Below are 18163 nucleotides of genomic sequence, written 5' to 3' on the forward strand. Positions count from 1 at the left end.
AGCCCCCCCTTGGTAAGGGGGGGAGCAAGAGCAGAATTTAGCTCACCCATTCCTAGGGAAGATAGAGCGGTATTTAGCCCCCCCTTGGTAAGGGGGGGATGGGGGGGGTTAGCAGATTCTAAAATTTGCTGGTAAAGCCCCAATAACTGTCCGGCTTTTTGCTGATTTCTCAAAAGGCGATCGCGAATAGTTTTCAAATGTTCGGGCTCATCCTGAGACTCCCAATTCTCCACAATCCGCAACTGCACCACCTCTTCAACCGATCGCAAATTTCCCAATGCAGATTCCTCAAGCACCAACTTGCACAGCTTTTGCGTTAAAAAAGGTTGTCCCCCCGTCCAATCTAGAATTTGGGCGATCGCACTTTCAGCATCACCAACTTGTCCCCGCCAACCATCAATCAAAGGCTGCACTTCATCAATTTTAAAACCGCCTAAATTTATCGCCTTACCAATATTAAAAGGAGTCTGAGTTTTATCAGCAATCAAATCCGCCGGTGTCGCCACCCCCAACAGCGCAAAAGTCAAACGCCGGTATAAAAAATTGTCAACTCTTTGATTGTAAAACCAGCGAATCAGAGCAAAAAACTCATCCGTAGAAAAATTCATGCTTAAAACGCGATCGATCTCGTCAACAAAAATAACAATATCTTGTTTTATTTCAACTAAAACAACTTCTTCAATAAACAAACTAAACCGCTGCAGAGGCGAAAACAAATCCCGGCGATCGCGCCACCAATTTCGCCAATTAATTTTACTTCCTAGCTGACAGCTACTAACCAAAGAATTAACAATACCTGCATACCACTTTTCCGCATTTACATCCTCCTTACCAATCCCAGTTAAATCGATAAAAGCGCAAACAGTACCTTCAGCTTGCAATTTTTGCATAGCCCGCACCCGCAAACTAGACTTACCCATTTGCCGCGAATTTAAAACATAACAAAACTCACCAGCCTTCAAACATTCGTAAAAATCCAAGTCTGCTTGGCGCGTCACGTAACACGACGCATCTGCTGGGAGACTACCGCCAATCTGATATTCATAACCAAGTGGAGATTCTTTCATCATTGCTTGCACCCATATCTAGATTTGATTGTACGATCGCAAACCTGACCATGTAGAGATTTACCAAAAAACCTGACTTTTGCTGATTTTTAGGACTGGCGAATCGACAGTCAGAAACCGGGTTTTTTGGGCAAATCCTTCGTTGTAGCTGACAGATTAGGTAAAAACCCGGTTTCTTTGGTCTGATGCCTGAGTCCTGATTTTGATAATGCTTTGTCAGGGTGCACCTGATTTTTCCCTATAAATTCACAACCTGAAACTATTTATCAGTTCCTATAATACCTGATTTTATCACCATTGCCGTTCAAGAGTTTTAGCACGAAACTGATAACAGGAAGCAAAAGGTGCAGCAAACAAATACAAACACTTATCGCTTCCGCAAACTCAGAAAATCATCACAAATAGGAATTACTACCATGACTGAACTTAGAACGATCGCCGATGCTAACATTTTCACCCCTAGATTCGGTTTGATTGAAGATTTGACCGACGTTCCTCGAACCAATCCCGATGACGAACCAAAGCCTAATAATTCCGGTTTGATTGAAGACTTTACCGACGTTCCTCGGACAGAACCCGATGATAACTTAATAGTAGAAACACGTAAAGTAATCGCCTCTGACCGTAACTTTGCTAACAGCTTGTTCGGCAGCTACGATAAAATCGGTGGCTTACCCAATCACAACATAACGGGAACACCAGGAGATGACTATCGAGTAGGGAGTGATGACAATCAGGTTCGCGATGCAATCTTTGGCGGTGGCGGTGCAGATACACTCAAAGGTCTTGACGGTGACGACTTCCTGTTTGGCGGTAGCGGTAAAGATCAACTTTATGGCGGCCGCGGTTCCGACTGGTTGGAAGGCAATAGTGGCGATGATATTCTCATCGGCCACACCAACGATGAAGGACAATATGATTATTATGAAATCGATACCTTAATTGGTGGTTCGGGAGCAGATACATTCTCGCTAGTTATGAACGGTGGCCCAGACCCTAAGCTTCCTTACTTAGATGGCTTAGGCGAGACTGCTTATGCGATTATTCGGGACTTTAAAAAATCTGATGGGGATGCAATCTTAATGCTGGGTAAAAAGCAAGATTACGAATTTACATCGGGCAACTACGGTTATGGGAATCAGTCACTCAAAGACACGAGAATATTTTATCAAGGTGACATGATTGCCGTAGTTGCAGATAATATGGCTGCGGATTTAACCCTGTCATTCGTCTAATTCTATCTGTAGGTTTTGCATTACCAGCTATTGGTGTCAACTTTCCACATTTTTTCGCGAAGTCCGGCGGGGATTTAAACCCCCGCCTCATAGCTTAAGTCCTTTTGCATAAAACTGAAAAACTCATACCAAATCCGCTCTTCAACTGAATTATTCATCTCTCTCTTGTCTCCCTCTGCGTTCTCTGTGTCCTGGTAAGGTTAAATCATTCCGATCCAACCGAAAACCATATCAAAGCGATATCTACAGCAATCGCGGTCGATCGAACAGCATCTGATACAATAAACTGCAAACCATGCTTTTCAAGCTAAAACACGGCAGAAATACTCGCGGTACAAATTGCAGCGCGGCATCACATAATTGTTTTGTCGCCCCACAATTCCCATGCTGTGCAACTTATAAATTTGCATTGAATCCAATTCAACTGCTTCCGGGGAATTGACAACTTTTTTCAAAGCTAAAGCTAATTCGGGATTTTGTTGCAGAATCTCTAAATGCTTCCGCAAATGATTGCTGTAGATTCCCGATTCTGAGGCACTATTTTCTAATAGCTGATTTAAGGAAATTTTGCCACAACTAACTTCATACATTGCCAATCTTACTAAATAAGGATGTCCGCCGATCGCACTTATCAACTCTTGCAACTGTCCATCACCCCAATCCAACCCGTGAATCCCAGCCAAATCGTGGATTTGCTGGCTGTCAAACTCCTGCAGTTCCACGGGCACTCCCGCATTAAACGGAGATTGATTCATATCCAAAGGAATATAAACCTCCGTAGAATGCGCCATTACCAACCGTAAATTTTTCCAGATATCAGAAATTTTGGCTTTTTCGTGCCAGCTTCGCAGCATCCCCAGAAAATCTTCAACTACTTCTGTGTAGGGAAATATGCGATCGACTTCATCCAATCCCAACACTAGAGGAGTTGCTATTTCTGCCAGCAAATACTCTTCAAAGTATACCGTACAGTTATCGTTGCTGCCCAAAATATCCGTATCCCAATACTCGTTTAGCTTATTTTCTAACTTTAACTGCCGGCTTACCATCAAGCACATCCAGCGCAAAAATTTATCAAGATTTGTTAAAATTCCTCGGTCAGCGGCGCTCAAATCCAAATAAACTGCATGATAATTTTCCCGGACAGCGCAAGCTAAAATCCGGTTCATCAGTGAAGTTTTACCCATCATCTCCGGGGCCTTAATCCGAATCAGAGAACCGGGTTTGACAACCGTTTCCTCGCAGAGAGAGTCGATGCTGGAACGCTCTATATAAAAAGGTGAATCTAAGGCTACTGAACCTTCGGGGAATTGCAAATTTGCCGCCGTCGGTAATGTTGGCGAGGGCGGATTTGCAGACAGAGATTGACTGGGTTCTGCTTCATAAGCTCTCCTCAGCGCTTCTTTGAAATTTTTCTTAGTAATTCTTTCTCCCAAAGCTTCAGAAAGCTTGTGCCACAATTTGTTACCGACATCTTTGTTGAGGTATTCAGCACTGTAGCCGTAAGCTTTGGCGATTTCATCGTAACTTTTGCCTTCCCAAGAACCTTGCAGGACTTTCGTTTCGATGTCGCTGAGATATTTGCCGGTGTTTTGGGCAAAAATGCGATCGGCAGATTCTTTGGTTTTGCTCCAAGATAATTCTAATTCTGAGTTCATGGGCTCGCCCGTGAGTACGTATATACGTAAGTATGCAGACTATTGCCAGAGAAGAGTTGTTCCTTCATCGGGAAATTACCCTGACTTTTCCCTATTTTAACTGATTTAAACTGAGTTTTTACTGTAAATCATTGCTGCCAGCTCTTTTTTAGTTCGTTAAACACCTGATTTTATTCCCATTGTCGCTTGCTTGACGAAAGGAGAAACTAGACACATCAAGCAAGTTAGTTGAGTCTTTCTCACCCTTGCACAAATTTGAAAACAACAAGGAGTCACAAAAATGTCATCAGTTATCAACGGTACAGACTACGACGATAACAACACTGTAAACGGCAACGGTCAATTCCACAAATCCTTAGTTGGACAAAATTGGACAATCAACGACCAAGGTCAAATTCAGCTTTCAAATGATACAATTTACGGCAATAAAGGCGATGATATCTTGTCAGGGCTCGCGGGAGACGACCTCCTCGACGGCGGCTTCGGTAGCGATAAGCTAGATGGTGGCGCGGGTAATGATAAATTATACGGCGATGCTGGCGAAGATATGCTGTATGGAGGTGCTGGGCAAGATATACTGTCCGGCGGACTTCACAACGATTATCTATTCGGAGGAAGTGGCAAAGACTATCTCATCGGCGGCGACGGTAACGATTACCTTGATGGTGCTAATTTTTCAGGTGCTGGTAACGGTATCGGCGGTGGTACTGAATCGGATTCTCTCTACGGCGGCGCGGGTACGGACACATTTGTACTCGGCAACGTTAACAATGTTTACTATCTCGGCACCGGCTATGCTACGATTACCGATTTTACTTTAAGTCAAGATAAAATTCAAATTAAAGGCAATGTAGCAGACGGCTATTCTCTCAAAGTTGGCGATTGGAACGGCAACAACGTTCAAGATACTGGTATCTTCTACAAGGACAATTTGATTGGGGTTGTGCCCGACCAAAAATTAATTAATGTCAACCCCAATCTAGTATTCTCATCCGCACCTCCCGTCCCTCAATAGTAAACTTGATTTGCAAAAATTGCTTTTTTATCTGGAAATTATCTGCGTCTATCAGTGTTGCATCTGCCCGATATCTGCGGTCGAACTATCTAGAAAATCGCGTTTACTATCGCTACGAAAGGGCGGGGAAATGAGTACCGCCCTACATTTTAAAACTAGAGGTTTTTATGATAAAAATTGCTGTCAGTCAACTCAAATTTAACAGATTTTTTTACACGAATCTAACCTTAATTTGTGCTGTCCTCTTAGGGGGCTTCGGAAAAATTTTTGAGTCGAACAACAACACAGCTTTAGCGCAAGAAAGCATCCCCGTTAGCGGTAGCGGCGACGCGCAACTACAGCCGATTTTGCAATCCCTGACAGAGTTCATGCGCTACCGCTGCGTCGGTGCGGCTGTCCTCGGTGTTTCTGTCAAAGGTAAGCCCGTGGGTGTTTGGGGCTTGGGGCGCATGAAAGGCCGATCGACCTTGAACGCAAATCCGGCTTGCGGCGACGATATGCAGACTCCTCAAAGCGCGATCGTACCCCCAGATACCCCCATGCGTATGGGCAGCATCAGCAAGCCTGTTACCTTTGCAATGGTGCGCTGGGCGCTGAAACAGACGGCGCGCGATCGGGCTGGCTTAGAACTGACTGATGACCAAATTGAAGGGATGAAATTGTTCGACCCCCAGCATTATCCGCCCCTAATTCCCGGTTTTAACAAGCAATATCCAGTCGCGATTATCCCTGAAAAATTGCACGCCGTATTTTCGGGAAAAGTCAAATTTCCCGTAGCAATTAAAGACCGTAATTGTAGCAATCTCAACTCAGGATTTGCCGACAAACAGTGGCAAAACGTCACCCTCGGACACCTGCTATCGCACCGATCTGGACTTCAGCGCAGCGCCCCCAGATACGGTCAAGATGTAACTGCAAATTTGCCAGTGCTTCGGAATTTGAAAACAGCAGCAGATTTTCAATCGCAAGAACAGCTACTTATCAATGAATGGGGAAATAAATCTGTCGGTTCAGCTAAAAACCAACTCAGTATTGCTCCCAATGCTGGCTATTTTGTACCGATTCCTACCTTAGAAGAAATTATGCTGGTTGTGGCTGGGCGATGCCTTCAGTATCCCCTCGGTCAATATCATTATTCCAATACCAGTCCAGCATTTCCTACGATTATTATGCAGCAGTTGGTAGCCTCCGGCAGATATGCTGCTAAAACGGGTAAACCAGAAACTCATCAAGGCTCTGCTTTAGAGCTTTTTTTCAAAACAGAGTTGGGAATTCCTACTGCGGCTAACAACGGAATTTTTATGACCCAAGAAGTAGAAAACTTTAGCAGTCGCGAACCGGAAAAGCGCCACTGGAACGGGAAAGATTACTACGGTAAGGGATGGGATTTGAAGCGACCGCACTGCATTTGGAATGGCAGATTTTGCGATTTTTCTAGTTGGATAAATGCCAAGCCGGGGAGGATAAATTGGTCTTGGAATTTAAGCCAGGTTCTTTTTTCCCGCAGAAACACAGATTTGAGTCCCGGCACCGGTTCGCTAGCTGCAGAAGCTGGAGTTTTTCTCAAATTTATGTCACAATATTGGGTTGGTGGTTATGAGAATAACCCGCGCATCGGGGAAAAGCGAAATAATGTTTGGAATCGATATACTGCTCACAATGGAGCGCTTGATGGTACTCATGCTTGGGCAATTCAGTTAGGGGGAAAGAATAATCCGAAGGAGTGGAAATTGCCGCCTGTGGACGATGGAGGTCACATCCTTGATGATTTTGCTAATTTGAAGATGTATGCGGGTGTGTTGCCGGATGGAGTTGATATTTTTGTGGCGGTGAATCAAAGGGCGGACAAGAAATGTGTAGAGGCTAAGGGTTACAATTGCGGGGATGCTTACGGACTTTTGGATAATTTTATTTTGTACGGTGCTTCTAGAGTAAATTGGAATAGGGTTGCAGCGAGTGCTGGTGTAAAATAATTTTGATAAATCATATCAATTTCGGTTGCACTCATATATATGAATGTTGAATGTTGAATGTTGACTGTTGACTGTTGACTGTTTTATACCAATTTCATAAAGCTAGATATTACCCCCCCAACCCCCCCGCGAGTTCGGGGGGGCTAAGAGTTCATCTATAGTACATAGGTCAGAAAAATGGTATTAAGAGGGCGGGCACGCACCATCCACCGCCCCTACTGACTGTTGACTCGATTTTATTATTCCGATGCAACCGGAAACGATATCATCGTGTCCGAGCGATTGACCGCAATAAAATTAGTTCGTCGTGCGTCCTGGTGAAAGTCTGCAATTTTTGCCAGAAATTTATGGTAAAATTAAGACTCAATTTAAATATGAGTTTCTGAACAAACCCATGAATTTCCGCTTACGATTGTGTACTTCCATCAGTTGAGCGCGATAAACAGACCACTCAACTTTTTGCCCAGCTTGTATATAGGCAGCACGGGCTTTTTCTAGCCACTTAATTGCACTATCGTACTCGGCTGATTTCATTGCATTTAGAATCGATTCAGCGCGCCGACAAGCATTGGCGATTACCCAATCTGGGCGATGGGGAATTGCTGCCATCATCACTCGATTAACCAGTTCGGAACTGTAAGATGTTTCTACAACGGCGATTGCCTCTTCAATAATTTTTTCATGCAAAAAAATATCAACCTTTGCTTCGGTAGAATTGTAGTTTTGAATGGTTCTTACAATTTCCAATAAATCTACTCTCAAAGTTGACCAATTATCTCCTGACAACTCCTGCAATGAAAGATAATCCTTCAAGGAAGGTTGAATTTCAAAAATTTTAAGTTTGGCATTAAACGCAGATTCTTTTTCGCCCAATTCATCGGCTAATTCACTCATGCAAATTGCCAGTTCGTAGGTAAGATTGCCTGGTAAATTCAACCCAGATTGACAATTTTTTAGAGCTTCTTCTGAATATCCGTCTTCTTGTAAAACTTGAACTAGAGCAAAAGCTTCTTGGACTGATGTCATCTCGGTTCCCGCAGCTTTTACAGCTTCTTCTATTCTCCCCAAACGAGCTAACATGGTCAGATATTGTTGAATACAGCCTTCTGCTTTGGCTAGGTATAAGTATTCTTTGTCGCGGTTCTGGCGATCGAGAATTTGCAAGCGAGTCAAGGTTAATTCACGAGCATAATCTGGTGCGTCCACACCCCATATTCCTGCTCCCGTAAGGTTTCCTTCCAATATCTGCTGGAGTGGTGGGTAGTCCCAACCTTGGCGTAAAGCTTCCAAACTCATGCTGAAATTACAATCCCATTCATCGTTCCAACCTTCTAACATCACCTGGAAATCTATTTCTTCCTCAGCAGTTAGTTCGGCGGTCAAAATGGCTGCTGTCCAAGCTTCATTCAAAGCATTGGTGATTTGATAACTTTCAAAACCATATTCTTCTACGTCATCCCAATCATCAACGCAGCCTGCGGTAATGGCTTCTAAAATTACTAAAGCGTTTTTGCCATCTCCTTGTTCGCTGAATTCCTGGGCTTGCTGAATTAATTCTAAAATTTCTTCTGTAATCGGGTCTTCTTCATCATAACCATATTCATACTCGGAATAATTCTCAGCTTGTCGGAAAATGTCTCGTACTTGTCGCCGAAAAGGAGCAGGATCGATCGCACTTTGGCGATGTATTTTCGTCAGTTGGCTTGTCGGAGCAGACACAGCGTTTGAATTAACGTATAGTTCGATCGCATTTATCAGCGACGGTTCGTTGTCCACTAAATGCTCTACTAACTCATAGATTTGGGCATCGTTGAGGCGAGAAAGCAAGTCTTCCAGCCTCTCGCCATGTTCAATTTTTTCGGGTTCTCGCAGACACAAAAACAGCGTAGCGATAATGTGTTTGCACCATCCATCGCCATCGTAAGGACAAGTGCACAATACTCCAGATGTTAATCCCGCAGGATTGAACGGCAGGCTAACGCTGTAGGCTTGAGATTGAGAACCGTATACTGTTGCTTGCACCATATTGCCACGGAGGACTGCGTTAGTAACAGTTCCACCTAAATAGTAATCTTCGGCTCGGTTGAGCGATCGCTCAGAACTGTTATTTTTGATGATTGTTTCACTAAGTTTGGGAATAGGCATGACACTAAGCCTCAGCAATTAAAATATTAGACTCGATTTTACCCGAAAAATGTCGATTTGTAGTGAGGGCTAAAGTCCTCGGATTTAACTAGGACTCGCATTCCAAACGCTCAAACCATGCTGGGAATTGAAGTGGATTTGAAGCATCAAATTTTGAAGGTTTTGCCCGACGGGCCGACGGAAACTTATTTGACGATTCTTTGATGTTAATCTCAATGCAGGGGAAGTAAACATTATGCAGTCTACTGTGCAAACAGCAGCGGGTATTAAAACTGAACCCTCAACTGTCAACTGTCAACTGTCAACTGTCAACTGTCAACTATTTGACGATTCTTTGATATTCTTGAGTTTGGATGCTATCTATTCCAAAGGCAGCGCTAAGATGGTTAAGCACTGTTTTGCACTACTCTCATGTCCCAACGCGCCGAAACCTCACCCAGTCAGTCAAGTGCATCCCACAACGGACATCATGTGACGACTTTGAACTCCAACAGCCAAAATACGATTCAGATTCGGGGTGCGAGACAGCACAACCTGAAGAATATCGATTTGGAACTGCCGCGCGATCGACTGATCGTGTTTACTGGTGTCTCCGGTTCCGGTAAGTCTTCCCTGGCTTTCGATACAATTTTTGCAGAGGGACAGCGCCGCTACGTTGAGTCTCTCAGCGCCTACGCGCGCCAGTTTTTGGGACAGTTGGATAAACCGGATGTGGACGCGATCGAGGGGTTGAGTCCGGCTATTTCGATCGACCAAAAGTCAACTTCTCACAACCCGCGATCGACTGTCGGCACTGTTACAGAAATTTACGATTATCTCAGATTGCTCTACGGCAGAGCTGGCGAACCGCACTGTCCGATTTGCGATCGCTGCATTGCGCCGCAGACAATTGATGAAATGTGCGATCGAGTCATGGCACTTCCAGACGGCACTCGTTTTCACCTTCTGGCACCCGTGGTGCGCGGAAAAAAAGGCACTCACCGCAAATTACTGTCTAGTTTAGCTTCCGAAGGATTTATTCGAGTCAAAGTTAACGGAGAAATTTTAGAACTGTCAGAAAATATCGAATTAGATAAAAATCATACGCACAACATCGAGATAGTTGTTGACAGGTTAGTTAAAAAAGCCGGTTTAGAAGAACGTTTAGTTGACTCTCTAACAACTTGTCTGCGACATTCTGAGGGAATTGCGATCGTTGAAGAGTTACCGACTGATGAAAATTCCGAACCCAACGGGCCGATCGTATTTTCCGAAAACTTTGCTTGTCCCGAACACGGCGCGGTGATGGAGGAACTTTCGCCCCGATTGTTTTCGTTTAATTCGCCCTACGGCGCGTGCCAAAACTGCCACGGTTTGGGGAATTTGCGGACTTTTGCGCCGGAGTTGGTCATTCCTGACGAGAAAGCACCTGTTTATTGCGCGATCGCCCCTTGGTCAGACAAAGACAATTCCTATTATCTCTCTTTGTTGTGCAGTGTTGCTGATGCTTGCGGCTTTGATATCGACACTCCTTGGTTCCGATTGAAGCCACAACACCAACAGGTGATTTTGTATGGAAACGAGTTTAAACAAACCGCAGAAGGTAAAAAGCGAGACACCAGCGTCACTGATTTGCGGAGAGATTTTAAAGGTGTAATTTCCATGCTGCAGCGCCAGTACGACGATACTGGTTCTGATTTAATCAAGCAGAAACTGGAACAGTATCGAGTCGATCGCCCTTGCGAGGTTTGTCGCGGTAAACGCTTGAAAGCAGAGGCGCTGGCGGTGCGGCTGGGACAGTACCGCATTGTCGATTTGACCAGTATTTCGATTCGCGACTGTCGAGAGAGAGTCGAGAATTTGGGATTGAGCGATCGGCAATTTCAAATATCCGACTTAGCCCTGAGAGAAATCAAAGCTAGGCTGCAATTTTTGCTCGATGTCGGATTAGATTATCTGACATTAGATCGTCCAGCAATGACGCTTTCCGGCGGCGAAGCCCAGCGAATTCGCCTCGCCACTCAAATCGGTTCCGGCTTGACCGGTGTCCTCTACGTTTTGGACGAACCCAGCATCGGACTGCACCAAAGAGACAACTTTAAACTGCTGCAAACCTTAACAAAGTTGCGGGATTTAGGCAATACCTTGATTGTAGTAGAACACGATGAAGAAACCATGCGAGCGGCCGACCACATTGTCGATATCGGGCCGGGCGCAGGCGTTCACGGCGGCAAAATTATCTCGCAAGGAAGTTTAGAAAACTTGCTGGCTGCCGAGGAATCTTTGACCGGTGCTTATTTGTCGGGAAAACGAGTAATTGAAACTCCCAATGAAAGGAGAAAAGGCAACGGTAAAGCTCTCTCAATCAAAAATGCGACGCGCAACAATTTAAAAAATATTGATGTGGAAATTCCGCTGGGTAAACTCGTCTGCGTGACAGGCGTTTCCGGTTCGGGAAAATCCACCTTAATCAATGAATTGCTGTACCCGTCGCTGCAACATTATCTTACCAAAAAAGTTCCTTTACCGCCCGATATGGAAGCTCTCAAAACGAAGGGCGAACGGTCTTTGCAGGATGTGGTTGATAAGGTAATTGTCATCGATCAATCTCCCATCGGCCGCACTCCGCGTTCCAATCCCGCTACTTACACCGGAGTTTTTGATGTGATTCGGGATTTGTTTGCCGAAAGCATTGAAGCAAAGGCAAGAGGTTACAAAGCTGGACAGTTTTCTTTTAACGTGAAAGGAGGAAGGTGCGAAGCTTGCGGCGGCCAAGGAGTGAACGTGATTTCGATGAATTTTCTGCCCGATGTTTACGTGCAGTGCGAGGTTTGTAAGGGTGCGCGCTACAACCGGGAAACGCTGCAAGTGAAGTATAAAGGTAAGTCAATTTCTGATGTTTTGAACATGACAGTAGAGGAAGCCTGGGAAATGTTTAAAAATATTCCTAGGGCTGGTGTCAGACTGCAAACTTTGGTTGATGTTGGTTTGGGTTACATTCAGTTGGGACAGCCTGCACCTACTCTTTCTGGGGGCGAAGCGCAGCGGGTGAAATTGGCAACGGAACTGTCGCGCCGCGCTACTGGGAAGACGCTTTATTTGATTGATGAACCGACGACTGGTTTGTCGTTTTATGACGTTCACCATTTGTTAAATGTGCTGCAAAGGTTGGTGGATAAGGGTAATTCAATTTTGGTAATCGAACACAATTTGGATGTGATTCGGTGCTGCGATTGGGCGATCGATTTGGGCCCGGAAGGAGGAGATAAGGGCGGCGAAATTATTGTGGCGGGAACGCCGGAGGATGTGGCGGCAAATCCGAGGTCTTATACTGGAAAGTATTTGCAAGCTGTTTTGCAGCAGCATCCTTTGGGTAGTGCTGTAGCTGTTAGTTAATCCTCAATACAGCACCTAACCTTCGAGGGAGGGAGGTGCTGATGGGGAGTAAGAAGGATGTGCGATCTAACTGCGGTATTGTTTGATTAGATCCTGTCTTGTACCGCAACTGCAATACAATTATAAGTCATACTACTTGAATCATGGAGGAGGGTGTTATTGAAAGAATGTCTGGCGAGGTTGGAAGTTAAATGGGCATCACGTTGCTTGAGATGATGAAATCGAGCCGATTCAGATGTTAGGTGAGAGATATGAGTAGGACGAGTAGCCTCTACGCAGAAGTTTGGAGCAATAATCAATGGGAACCCACTCCAACGCCAAAATGGTCAAAAGGTGAGCAAATCCCTGTTTGTTATATGAGTGTTACTGGGCAATACGAGTTATATGCTGCTTTGGTCGGCTATTATCATCGCGCAATTTACGATCTCGCACATACGGAAGAAATAGTTCCTCTTTCCAAGCCACGCGGTTTTCCAAAGGATATGAATGCTGTTTATAAGGAGTATTTTGAAAATTATTGGTGGTTGAGCAGGTCAAATAATTATTTCACCTGGTTCATGGTTCAAGAGGTCATTGATTATGATTGGGACAGAAAATTTCCACTCTGTACCGGGTATGTGAAAAGTCAATACGCTCATTTATTTTGTAGTTCAGCTTCTTTCCCGGACGCTTTTCCAGATGACGAGCCTGTTTATTTTAGGAAAAAAGAGGGGGACACCGAGGTTTCATGGGTACAAAGCTATCGTGAGTTTGTAGGATGCGTAGACTGGTTCATTGAAGAGTTACTCAAGTTGGGTAATCCAGAAGAAGTTAGAATCATTTTCTGGCTTGAATGAATCAGCGATCGACTTTGATGAAGATTAAAGGTGCAAGTCCGATCTAATTAGTAAGGTGCGTCAGATATTTAAACCCTTAATAATAGTTTAAGAAACTCACCTGACGCACACTACATCTTTTGGTCAATATCTTTTCGGGCTAACTTCAAAGGCTAACTCTGAGCGATAAAAGCATACATCAAAAGCTAGAAAGAAATTCATGTGTCCCAAAATCAATGGAGCATTTCGATCTTTTGTCCAAGCAAAAGCCAAATCCACAGGCGGAAATTGCTCGACATTTGCTGTCATCACCACCGCTCTTGCTTCAAACTTAGACAAATTTCCTCCCAACGGCACTGAAAGCCTCTGTCGTTCCCAAACAGCACCCAATCTTAAACCCATCTCATAAGGTAATACGTTTACACTAGAGCCTGTATCTAATAAACCTGATACCCTCAGAGATTGATTTTGATACGTTAGAACTATTGGCAGGTAAGGAAGCGTACTTAATGCACCAAGACTTGGATCGACCTCCGTGAAGGCAAATCTAACTCGATCAACCATGCGTTGCAACCTTCTCTTCTGCCAATGCTTTTGCTAGTACAGAAGCAGCCTCAAAAGAATCATGCAACCCTTGACTAGCGGGTGTTCCTCGATCGCTCAACGGTACTAAACCAGATTCCTTCAGCAATTCAGCTACCAGGAAATGGAGTAGCAATAGCTTCTCGGCGTGAGATAATTCTTTAAGAAGAGGAACAAGTTCAGTAAAAGGCATAAAGCTTTTAGGATAAGTTATAGATGTGTATATTGTAGGGCATTAAGTTTACATCTGCTTATTTACAATCCAACTCGTGAGGCGATCGACCAATGGATAGACTAAACGAATACCGCAAAATTGTTTGTGACTTTCTCGAAGACTTTTCTAGAAATGACGCAAATGCTCAGTTAATCTTCGATATCGCCCGCGATAGATACCTCGTTGTGCACAACGAATGACGGGAGGAATATCGCATCTACGGGTGTGTCATGCAGCTTGACATCATCGAAAATCAAATCTGGATTTAACACAACAGTACCGAAATCTACATCGATCGAGAACTGATTTAACGTGGTGTGTCTCCTCAAGATATCATTTTTGGGTTTCGCTCCCCCAGCATCCGAAAAATCCTTGACACCAACTCTTCCTAGAGACAAAGATTCTGTGATAAAATGATGAGATAGCACGTTATTCTTTGCCCTCTGACAATGGCAGAACCGATATTTCAATTGTCTCGTGTTTCGGGAGTTCCAGTCACAAAGTTCTATGCGTATTTTGTCCCGCAGCACCTTGCGAAACTTCTGGGAAACTCATCCAGATGCCTCAGAAGCACTAAAAACTTGGTACTACGAAGCGTCTCACGCCGATTGGCCGAGTCCAGTCGATGTTAAGTCCGCTCATCGTAATGCCAGCATCATTGCAAACAATCGTGTTGTGTTTAACATCAAAGGCAATTCCTATCGGCTGATTGTTGCCATTCGTTATGACATCGGCATTATTTTTATCCGCTTTATTGGCACTCATGCCGAGTATGACAAGGTAGATGCAGAAACAATCTAAACACAAATTGATATATGGAAATACGTCCAATTAGAACCCAAACTGACTATCAGGAAGCCCTTCGAGAGGTTGAGTTGCTGTTTAATGCACCTCCTAATACACCTGACTCCGATCGCCTAGACGTGCTCAGTACCCTAGTAGAAGCTTACGAGAAGGCACACTTTCCGATCGCAATACCCGATCCAATTGCAGCCATTCAATACTACATGGACGCCCGCGGATGGTCTGGTAGCGATTTGGAACAATGTATTGGCAGTCGAGTTAAAGTTTCTGAGATATTATCTCGCAAACGATCCTTGACTCTGGAAATGATTCGGAAGCTGAATCAAGAGTTAGGAATTCCCGCTGAGATCCTCATCCAGCCCTATGAGTCGCTACAAACCTCCGCCTAACAATAGAACACCATATTTTGGGACCGTTGGTAATTTTCCATTCACAGACAATGCAGCTGAATAGTCACAAAGCAGAATTTTGGATGAAAGATTAACTATCTTGAATTGTCGGAGACATTGCTATATTTTGCGCTTGTTTTTGCATGAATTCAATGTCCGATCGCAACCAAGTGCGGGGCCGGCTGCATTGATGAGCAACTAACAGCCCCCACAGCCCTTTTTTCGTTAAAATTGGCACGACCAAATTAGCGCGAACCTTCATGCTACGCAGAAAATCTCGGTGACATTCGTTGATTGGTTCTGTTTCAATATCTGCAATTGCTCTAACTCTGCCGCCTTCGTACAAAGCAGCGTATTCGTCGTTAAAACATTCGTCTGGCCCGGTTGAGCCTAAGATTGAGAATTCGATCGCACTCAACATCTCGCAAGTCACTTGACCTTGCCACTGTCTGTAAAAATAATACAGCACCGCGCGATCGCTCTGCAAAGCTTCTCGAATGTCGTACAGGCATTTTTCAACTAATACGTCGCGCTTGAGTTGATCTGTCAAGCGGTTAACAATGTGTTGCAGGCGATCGCCAGACATGGTATTAACTCCTTAAGTATCTGCCTAAAGTTTATCTATATTAACTGTAACAACTGCTAGGATAACTTTACAGCTAAAGGAAAAATCAAATATGTCTGTGGTAGAAGCTGCTTGGAAACACGAATTTATTGCGACAAATAACATCAAGCTTCATTATGTCACTCAAGGTTCCGGGCCGCTGATGCTGATGCTGCACGGATTTCCCGAATTTTGGTATTCTTGGCGCCATCAAATCCCGGAATTTGCGTCAGATTATCAAGTTGTCGCTGTGGATCTTAGAGGTTACAATGACAGCGACAAACCGAAGGATAAATCTGCTTACGTGATGGCAGAGTTTGTGCAAGATGTCAAGGGAATTATTCAGGGTTTGGGATACAAAAGTTGCGTTTTAGTCGGTCACGACTGGGGAGGCGCGATCGCCTGGAATTTTGCCTATGCTTATCCAGAGATGGTCGATAAATTAATTGTGATGAATTTACCGCATCCGGCCAAGTTTGCGGAAGGGCTGCGAACTCCCCAACAATTGCGAAAAAGTTGGTACGTTTTTTTGTTTCAGTTGCCGGTTTTGCCGGAGTTCTTAATTCGGTTGGGTGACTATCGGGCGATCGCCCTTGCTTTTGAAGGCATGGCTGTTGACAAAAGCAGCTTTACCCCCTCTGACATCCAAGCTTACAAAGATGCGGCGGCTAAACCGGGCGCTCTGACTGCTACTATCAATTATTACCGCAACATTGCTAGCGGATTGGTCGATCGCCAGAATTGGGATGTGCTGCAAGTTCCGACGCTGATGATTTGGGGAGAAAATGATAGCGCCCTCGGCAAAGAATTAACTTACGGGACTGAAGATTACGTCCGGGATTTTCAGATTCACTACATTCCTAATTGCAGCCACTGGGTACAGCAGGAAAAGCCCCAGTTAGTGAATCGGTACATGAGACAGTTTTTGGCAAGCAAAGCTGTTTGAGAAAATATTTTGCACTATTTTCCGCTGGCGCAGAGTTTTCCCCCCGGAGGACTTTTTAGTAATTTCAGTCTTGGACGCACTCCGACACTCAGAAACCGGGTTTTTTAGCGAGATTGAAGGTCTTAATTAAGTCTTTTCGTAAAAAACCCGGTTTCAAGTGAGTCCTATTTTCTCTACTCAACCCAGATGTCTCCCAACTTACCGACTGCTGATTCCCTGCGTCGTGCGCCCGCTCATTTCGCTGGGGTAAATGCGGTAGATTGCTATTACCTCCGCACGCCCCCAAGAGTCAATCCAAGTGCGATTGATGGCGGGTGAAAGTGTGGGGTTGTGTTCTTTGACCAATTCCATCGCGCGATCGATGTCTGGCTGCTGGGTGAGGCGTTCTGCTCGCCCGTTGACGACAACGCTGCGCCAGTGTTCCGAATCGCGGACTTCTTCAACTTGCAAGCAGACTTCTGGATTTCCGTCCATATACTTAGTTTTCATCCCGACAGTTGTGAAAATGTATATGTCGGAATCTTGGAGATAATAGTGCATTGGGACAACGTATGGATGCCCTTCAAACACACAGCCGAGGTGTCCGTGGCCTATTTTCTGCAAAAGCTCTTGTATTTCTTTTGAGCTCATTTCATCAATATCTAACATTTTATGCTCCTTATAAGACTTAGGTACTCTAGAGAAATCCCTCGATGTTTAAAATTGCTTCACGAGTTGGGCTGCTGGTCTAATTTATGGCCTTATTGATGCGCCTGTTTTGTTTGTATAAAAATTGTATAATTAGGGCAATAATAAGCTTAATTCTTCCCAATTATCATCTACCTTTAGACCGAGATTGTTTGTCTACAAATTTGTATGGCTCTAATTAAAATAAATCTTATGTGCGATCGCGCGATCGCACATAAGATTTGTTTTAATTAGCCCCAAGCGGCGACAGCAAACATATTTTAAACAAAAAAAATCGTTTGCAGTTAGGACTTCAGTCCTTACTACAAACATTTTTTATTATGAGCTATTGAACGGAGATTATATTAAATCTATCTAACGGATCGTCCTAGCCTAAAGCATCTTTGAGCAAGCTAAGAAAGCCTTGTCCTGTCAAAACTTCGATCGCCAGCAGCGAAACAAAGCCAATCATTGCAAAACGTCCGTTAACTTTCTCGGCATATTTGGTAAATCCGGTGCTGACGTTAGTGTCTACATACATCTTAGGCTCGATCGCAAAGTTGTTCATCAGGCCTTGGTCGTCAACCATTAAATTGCGTGAAGTCATTTGTTTTTCCTTTGTTGCTTTATGTAAATAAATGTAACAAATTGTTAACAAGTCTTAATGTGATAAGA

The 18163-nt window shown here is 44.3% G+C and carries 18 protein-coding genes; 9 read left to right on the top strand and 9 right to left on the bottom strand.

The annotated features are described in order from the left end of the window. The coding region (locus AACV78_RS00865; protein WP_228042557.1) for an AAA-like domain-containing protein at window positions 1–1070 on the bottom strand (1070 nt) is incomplete at its 3' end. Between the two features lie 413 nt (window positions 1071–1483). Here AACV78_RS00865 and AACV78_RS00870 point away from each other — a divergent pair. Then, window positions 1484–2302: a calcium-binding protein gene (locus tag AACV78_RS00870; protein ID WP_194012894.1), complete on the top strand. Its 819-nt coding sequence runs from the start codon at window positions 1484–1486 to the stop codon at window positions 2300–2302. Window positions 2303–2604: 302 nt separating this feature from the next. On the opposite strand, the gene AACV78_RS00875 is transcribed toward AACV78_RS00870, so the two are convergent. Then, a complete protein-coding gene (locus AACV78_RS00875) occupies window positions 2605–3960 on the bottom strand; it encodes an AAA-like domain-containing protein (RefSeq protein WP_194012895.1) in 1356 nt (451 codons plus the stop codon). 280 nt (window positions 3961–4240) lie between these two features. On the opposite strand from AACV78_RS00875, the gene AACV78_RS00880 reads away from it, so the two are divergent. Next, window positions 4241–4975 (top strand): calcium-binding protein, encoded by a 735-nt coding sequence (locus AACV78_RS00880; protein ID WP_194012896.1) that lies wholly within the window; start codon window positions 4241–4243, stop codon window positions 4973–4975. Between the two features lie 167 nt (window positions 4976–5142). After that, window positions 5143–6948 (top strand): serine hydrolase, encoded by a 1806-nt coding sequence (locus AACV78_RS00885; protein ID WP_194012897.1) that lies wholly within the window; start codon window positions 5143–5145, stop codon window positions 6946–6948. Between the two features lie 363 nt (window positions 6949–7311). On the opposite strand, the gene AACV78_RS00890 is transcribed toward AACV78_RS00885, so the two are convergent. Continuing rightward, window positions 7312–9093, bottom strand: a complete 1782-nt coding sequence (locus AACV78_RS00890; protein ID WP_194011716.1) for an SWIM zinc finger family protein — start codon at window positions 9091–9093, stop codon at window positions 7312–7314. A gap of 235 nt (window positions 9094–9328) precedes the next feature. On the opposite strand from AACV78_RS00890, the gene AACV78_RS00895 reads away from it, so the two are divergent. The 3 genes from AACV78_RS00895 to AACV78_RS00905 all read left to right on the top strand — a co-directional run bounded on the left by AACV78_RS00895 (window position 9329) and on the right by AACV78_RS00905 (window position 13304). Then, window positions 9329–9568, top strand: a complete 240-nt coding sequence (locus AACV78_RS00895) for a hypothetical protein (RefSeq protein ID WP_194011717.1) — start codon at window positions 9329–9331, stop codon at window positions 9566–9568. Further along, entirely contained in the window at window positions 9505–12468 is a 2964-nt protein-coding gene (gene uvrA, locus AACV78_RS00900) for an excinuclease ABC subunit UvrA (RefSeq protein WP_194011718.1), read from the top strand. The genes AACV78_RS00895 and uvrA overlap by 64 nt, the downstream gene beginning before the upstream one ends. Window positions 12469–12719: 251 nt before the next feature. Further along, the gene (locus AACV78_RS00905) at window positions 12720–13304 is read left to right on the top strand and encodes a hypothetical protein (RefSeq protein WP_194011719.1); all 585 of its coding nucleotides are present in this window, start codon (window positions 12720–12722) and stop codon (window positions 13302–13304) included. A 123-nt stretch (window positions 13305–13427) separates the two neighbouring features. Here the strand turns inward: AACV78_RS00905 and AACV78_RS00910 are convergent, their stop codons facing one another. The 3 genes from AACV78_RS00910 to AACV78_RS00920 form a co-directional block, all read right to left on the bottom strand. Further along, window positions 13428–13847, bottom strand: a complete 420-nt coding sequence (locus tag AACV78_RS00910; protein WP_194011720.1) for a pepsin/retropepsin-like aspartic protease family protein — start codon at window positions 13845–13847, stop codon at window positions 13428–13430. Further along, window positions 13840–14058: a hypothetical protein gene (locus AACV78_RS00915; protein WP_194011721.1), complete on the bottom strand. Its 219-nt coding sequence runs from the start codon at window positions 14056–14058 to the stop codon at window positions 13840–13842. The genes AACV78_RS00910 and AACV78_RS00915 overlap by 8 nt, the downstream gene beginning before the upstream one ends. 170 nt (window positions 14059–14228) lie before the next feature. Beyond that, window positions 14229–14507 carry a hypothetical protein gene (locus AACV78_RS00920; RefSeq protein ID WP_194011722.1) on the bottom strand — a complete coding sequence of 93 codons (279 nt, stop codon included), beginning with the start codon at window positions 14505–14507 and terminating at the stop codon, window positions 14229–14231. Window positions 14508–14586: 79 nt separating this feature from the next. Here AACV78_RS00920 and AACV78_RS00925 point away from each other — a divergent pair, with 79 nt between their 5' ends. After that, entirely contained in the window at window positions 14587–14880 is a 294-nt protein-coding gene (locus AACV78_RS00925) for a type II toxin-antitoxin system HigB family toxin (RefSeq protein WP_194011723.1), read from the top strand. A 14-nt stretch (window positions 14881–14894) separates the two neighbouring features. Beyond that, window positions 14895–15272 (top strand): helix-turn-helix domain-containing protein, encoded by a 378-nt coding sequence (locus AACV78_RS00930; protein WP_194011724.1) that lies wholly within the window; start codon window positions 14895–14897, stop codon window positions 15270–15272. 91 nt (window positions 15273–15363) lie between these two features. Here the strand turns inward: AACV78_RS00930 and AACV78_RS00935 are convergent, their stop codons facing one another. Then, a complete protein-coding gene (locus AACV78_RS00935; RefSeq protein ID WP_194011725.1) occupies window positions 15364–15858 on the bottom strand; it encodes a GAF domain-containing protein in 495 nt (164 codons plus the stop codon). 91 nt (window positions 15859–15949) lie between these two features. Here AACV78_RS00935 and AACV78_RS00940 point away from each other — a divergent pair, with 91 nt between their 5' ends. Further along, the gene (locus tag AACV78_RS00940) at window positions 15950–16822 is read left to right on the top strand and encodes an alpha/beta fold hydrolase (protein ID WP_194011726.1); all 873 of its coding nucleotides are present in this window, start codon (window positions 15950–15952) and stop codon (window positions 16820–16822) included. A gap of 198 nt (window positions 16823–17020) precedes the next feature. Here the strand turns inward: AACV78_RS00940 and AACV78_RS00945 are convergent, their stop codons facing one another. Together AACV78_RS00945 and AACV78_RS00950 are read right to left on the bottom strand one after the other, a co-directional pair. Beyond that, window positions 17021–17470 carry a pyridoxamine 5'-phosphate oxidase family protein gene (locus AACV78_RS00945; protein WP_194011727.1) on the bottom strand — a complete coding sequence of 150 codons (450 nt, stop codon included), beginning with the start codon at window positions 17468–17470 and terminating at the stop codon, window positions 17021–17023. A 406-nt stretch (window positions 17471–17876) separates the two neighbouring features. Then, window positions 17877–18095, bottom strand: coding sequence for a chlorophyll a/b-binding protein (locus AACV78_RS00950; protein WP_194011728.1), 219 nt, complete (start codon window positions 18093–18095; stop codon window positions 17877–17879). Window positions 18096–18163: the final 68 nt, after the last annotated feature.

The sequence above is a fragment of the Tychonema sp. LEGE 07196 genome (assembly GCF_963890365.1).
GTDB lineage: Bacteria > Cyanobacteriota > Cyanobacteriia > Cyanobacteriales > Microcoleaceae > Microcoleus.

Excerpts from the sequence above, each read along its gene's own strand:
- AACV78_RS00870 (WP_194012894.1), top strand. The coding sequence starts at position 1,484 with ATGACTGAACTTAGAACGATCGCCGATGCTAACATTTTCACCCCTAGA.
- AACV78_RS00875 (WP_194012895.1), bottom strand. The coding sequence starts at position 3,960 with ATGAACTCAGAATTAGAATTATCTTGGAGCAAAACCAAAGAATCTGCC.
- AACV78_RS00880 (WP_194012896.1), top strand. The coding sequence starts at position 4,241 with ATGTCATCAGTTATCAACGGTACAGACTACGACGATAACAACACTGTA.
- AACV78_RS00885 (WP_194012897.1), top strand. The coding sequence starts at position 5,143 with ATGATAAAAATTGCTGTCAGTCAACTCAAATTTAACAGATTTTTTTAC.
- AACV78_RS00890 (WP_194011716.1), bottom strand. The coding sequence starts at position 9,093 with ATGCCTATTCCCAAACTTAGTGAAACAATCATCAAAAATAACAGTTCT.
- AACV78_RS00895 (WP_194011717.1), top strand. The coding sequence starts at position 9,329 with ATGCAGTCTACTGTGCAAACAGCAGCGGGTATTAAAACTGAACCCTCA.
- uvrA (WP_194011718.1), top strand. The coding sequence starts at position 9,505 with ATGTCCCAACGCGCCGAAACCTCACCCAGTCAGTCAAGTGCATCCCAC.
- AACV78_RS00905 (WP_194011719.1), top strand. The coding sequence starts at position 12,720 with ATGAGTAGGACGAGTAGCCTCTACGCAGAAGTTTGGAGCAATAATCAA.
- AACV78_RS00910 (WP_194011720.1), bottom strand. The coding sequence starts at position 13,847 with ATGGTTGATCGAGTTAGATTTGCCTTCACGGAGGTCGATCCAAGTCTT.
- AACV78_RS00915 (WP_194011721.1), bottom strand. The coding sequence starts at position 14,058 with ATGCCTTTTACTGAACTTGTTCCTCTTCTTAAAGAATTATCTCACGCC.
- AACV78_RS00925 (WP_194011723.1), top strand. The coding sequence starts at position 14,587 with ATGCGTATTTTGTCCCGCAGCACCTTGCGAAACTTCTGGGAAACTCAT.
- AACV78_RS00930 (WP_194011724.1), top strand. The coding sequence starts at position 14,895 with ATGGAAATACGTCCAATTAGAACCCAAACTGACTATCAGGAAGCCCTT.
- AACV78_RS00935 (WP_194011725.1), bottom strand. The coding sequence starts at position 15,858 with ATGTCTGGCGATCGCCTGCAACACATTGTTAACCGCTTGACAGATCAA.
- AACV78_RS00940 (WP_194011726.1), top strand. The coding sequence starts at position 15,950 with ATGTCTGTGGTAGAAGCTGCTTGGAAACACGAATTTATTGCGACAAAT.
- AACV78_RS00945 (WP_194011727.1), bottom strand. The coding sequence starts at position 17,470 with ATGTTAGATATTGATGAAATGAGCTCAAAAGAAATACAAGAGCTTTTG.
- AACV78_RS00950 (WP_194011728.1), bottom strand. The coding sequence starts at position 18,095 with ATGACTTCACGCAATTTAATGGTTGACGACCAAGGCCTGATGAACAAC.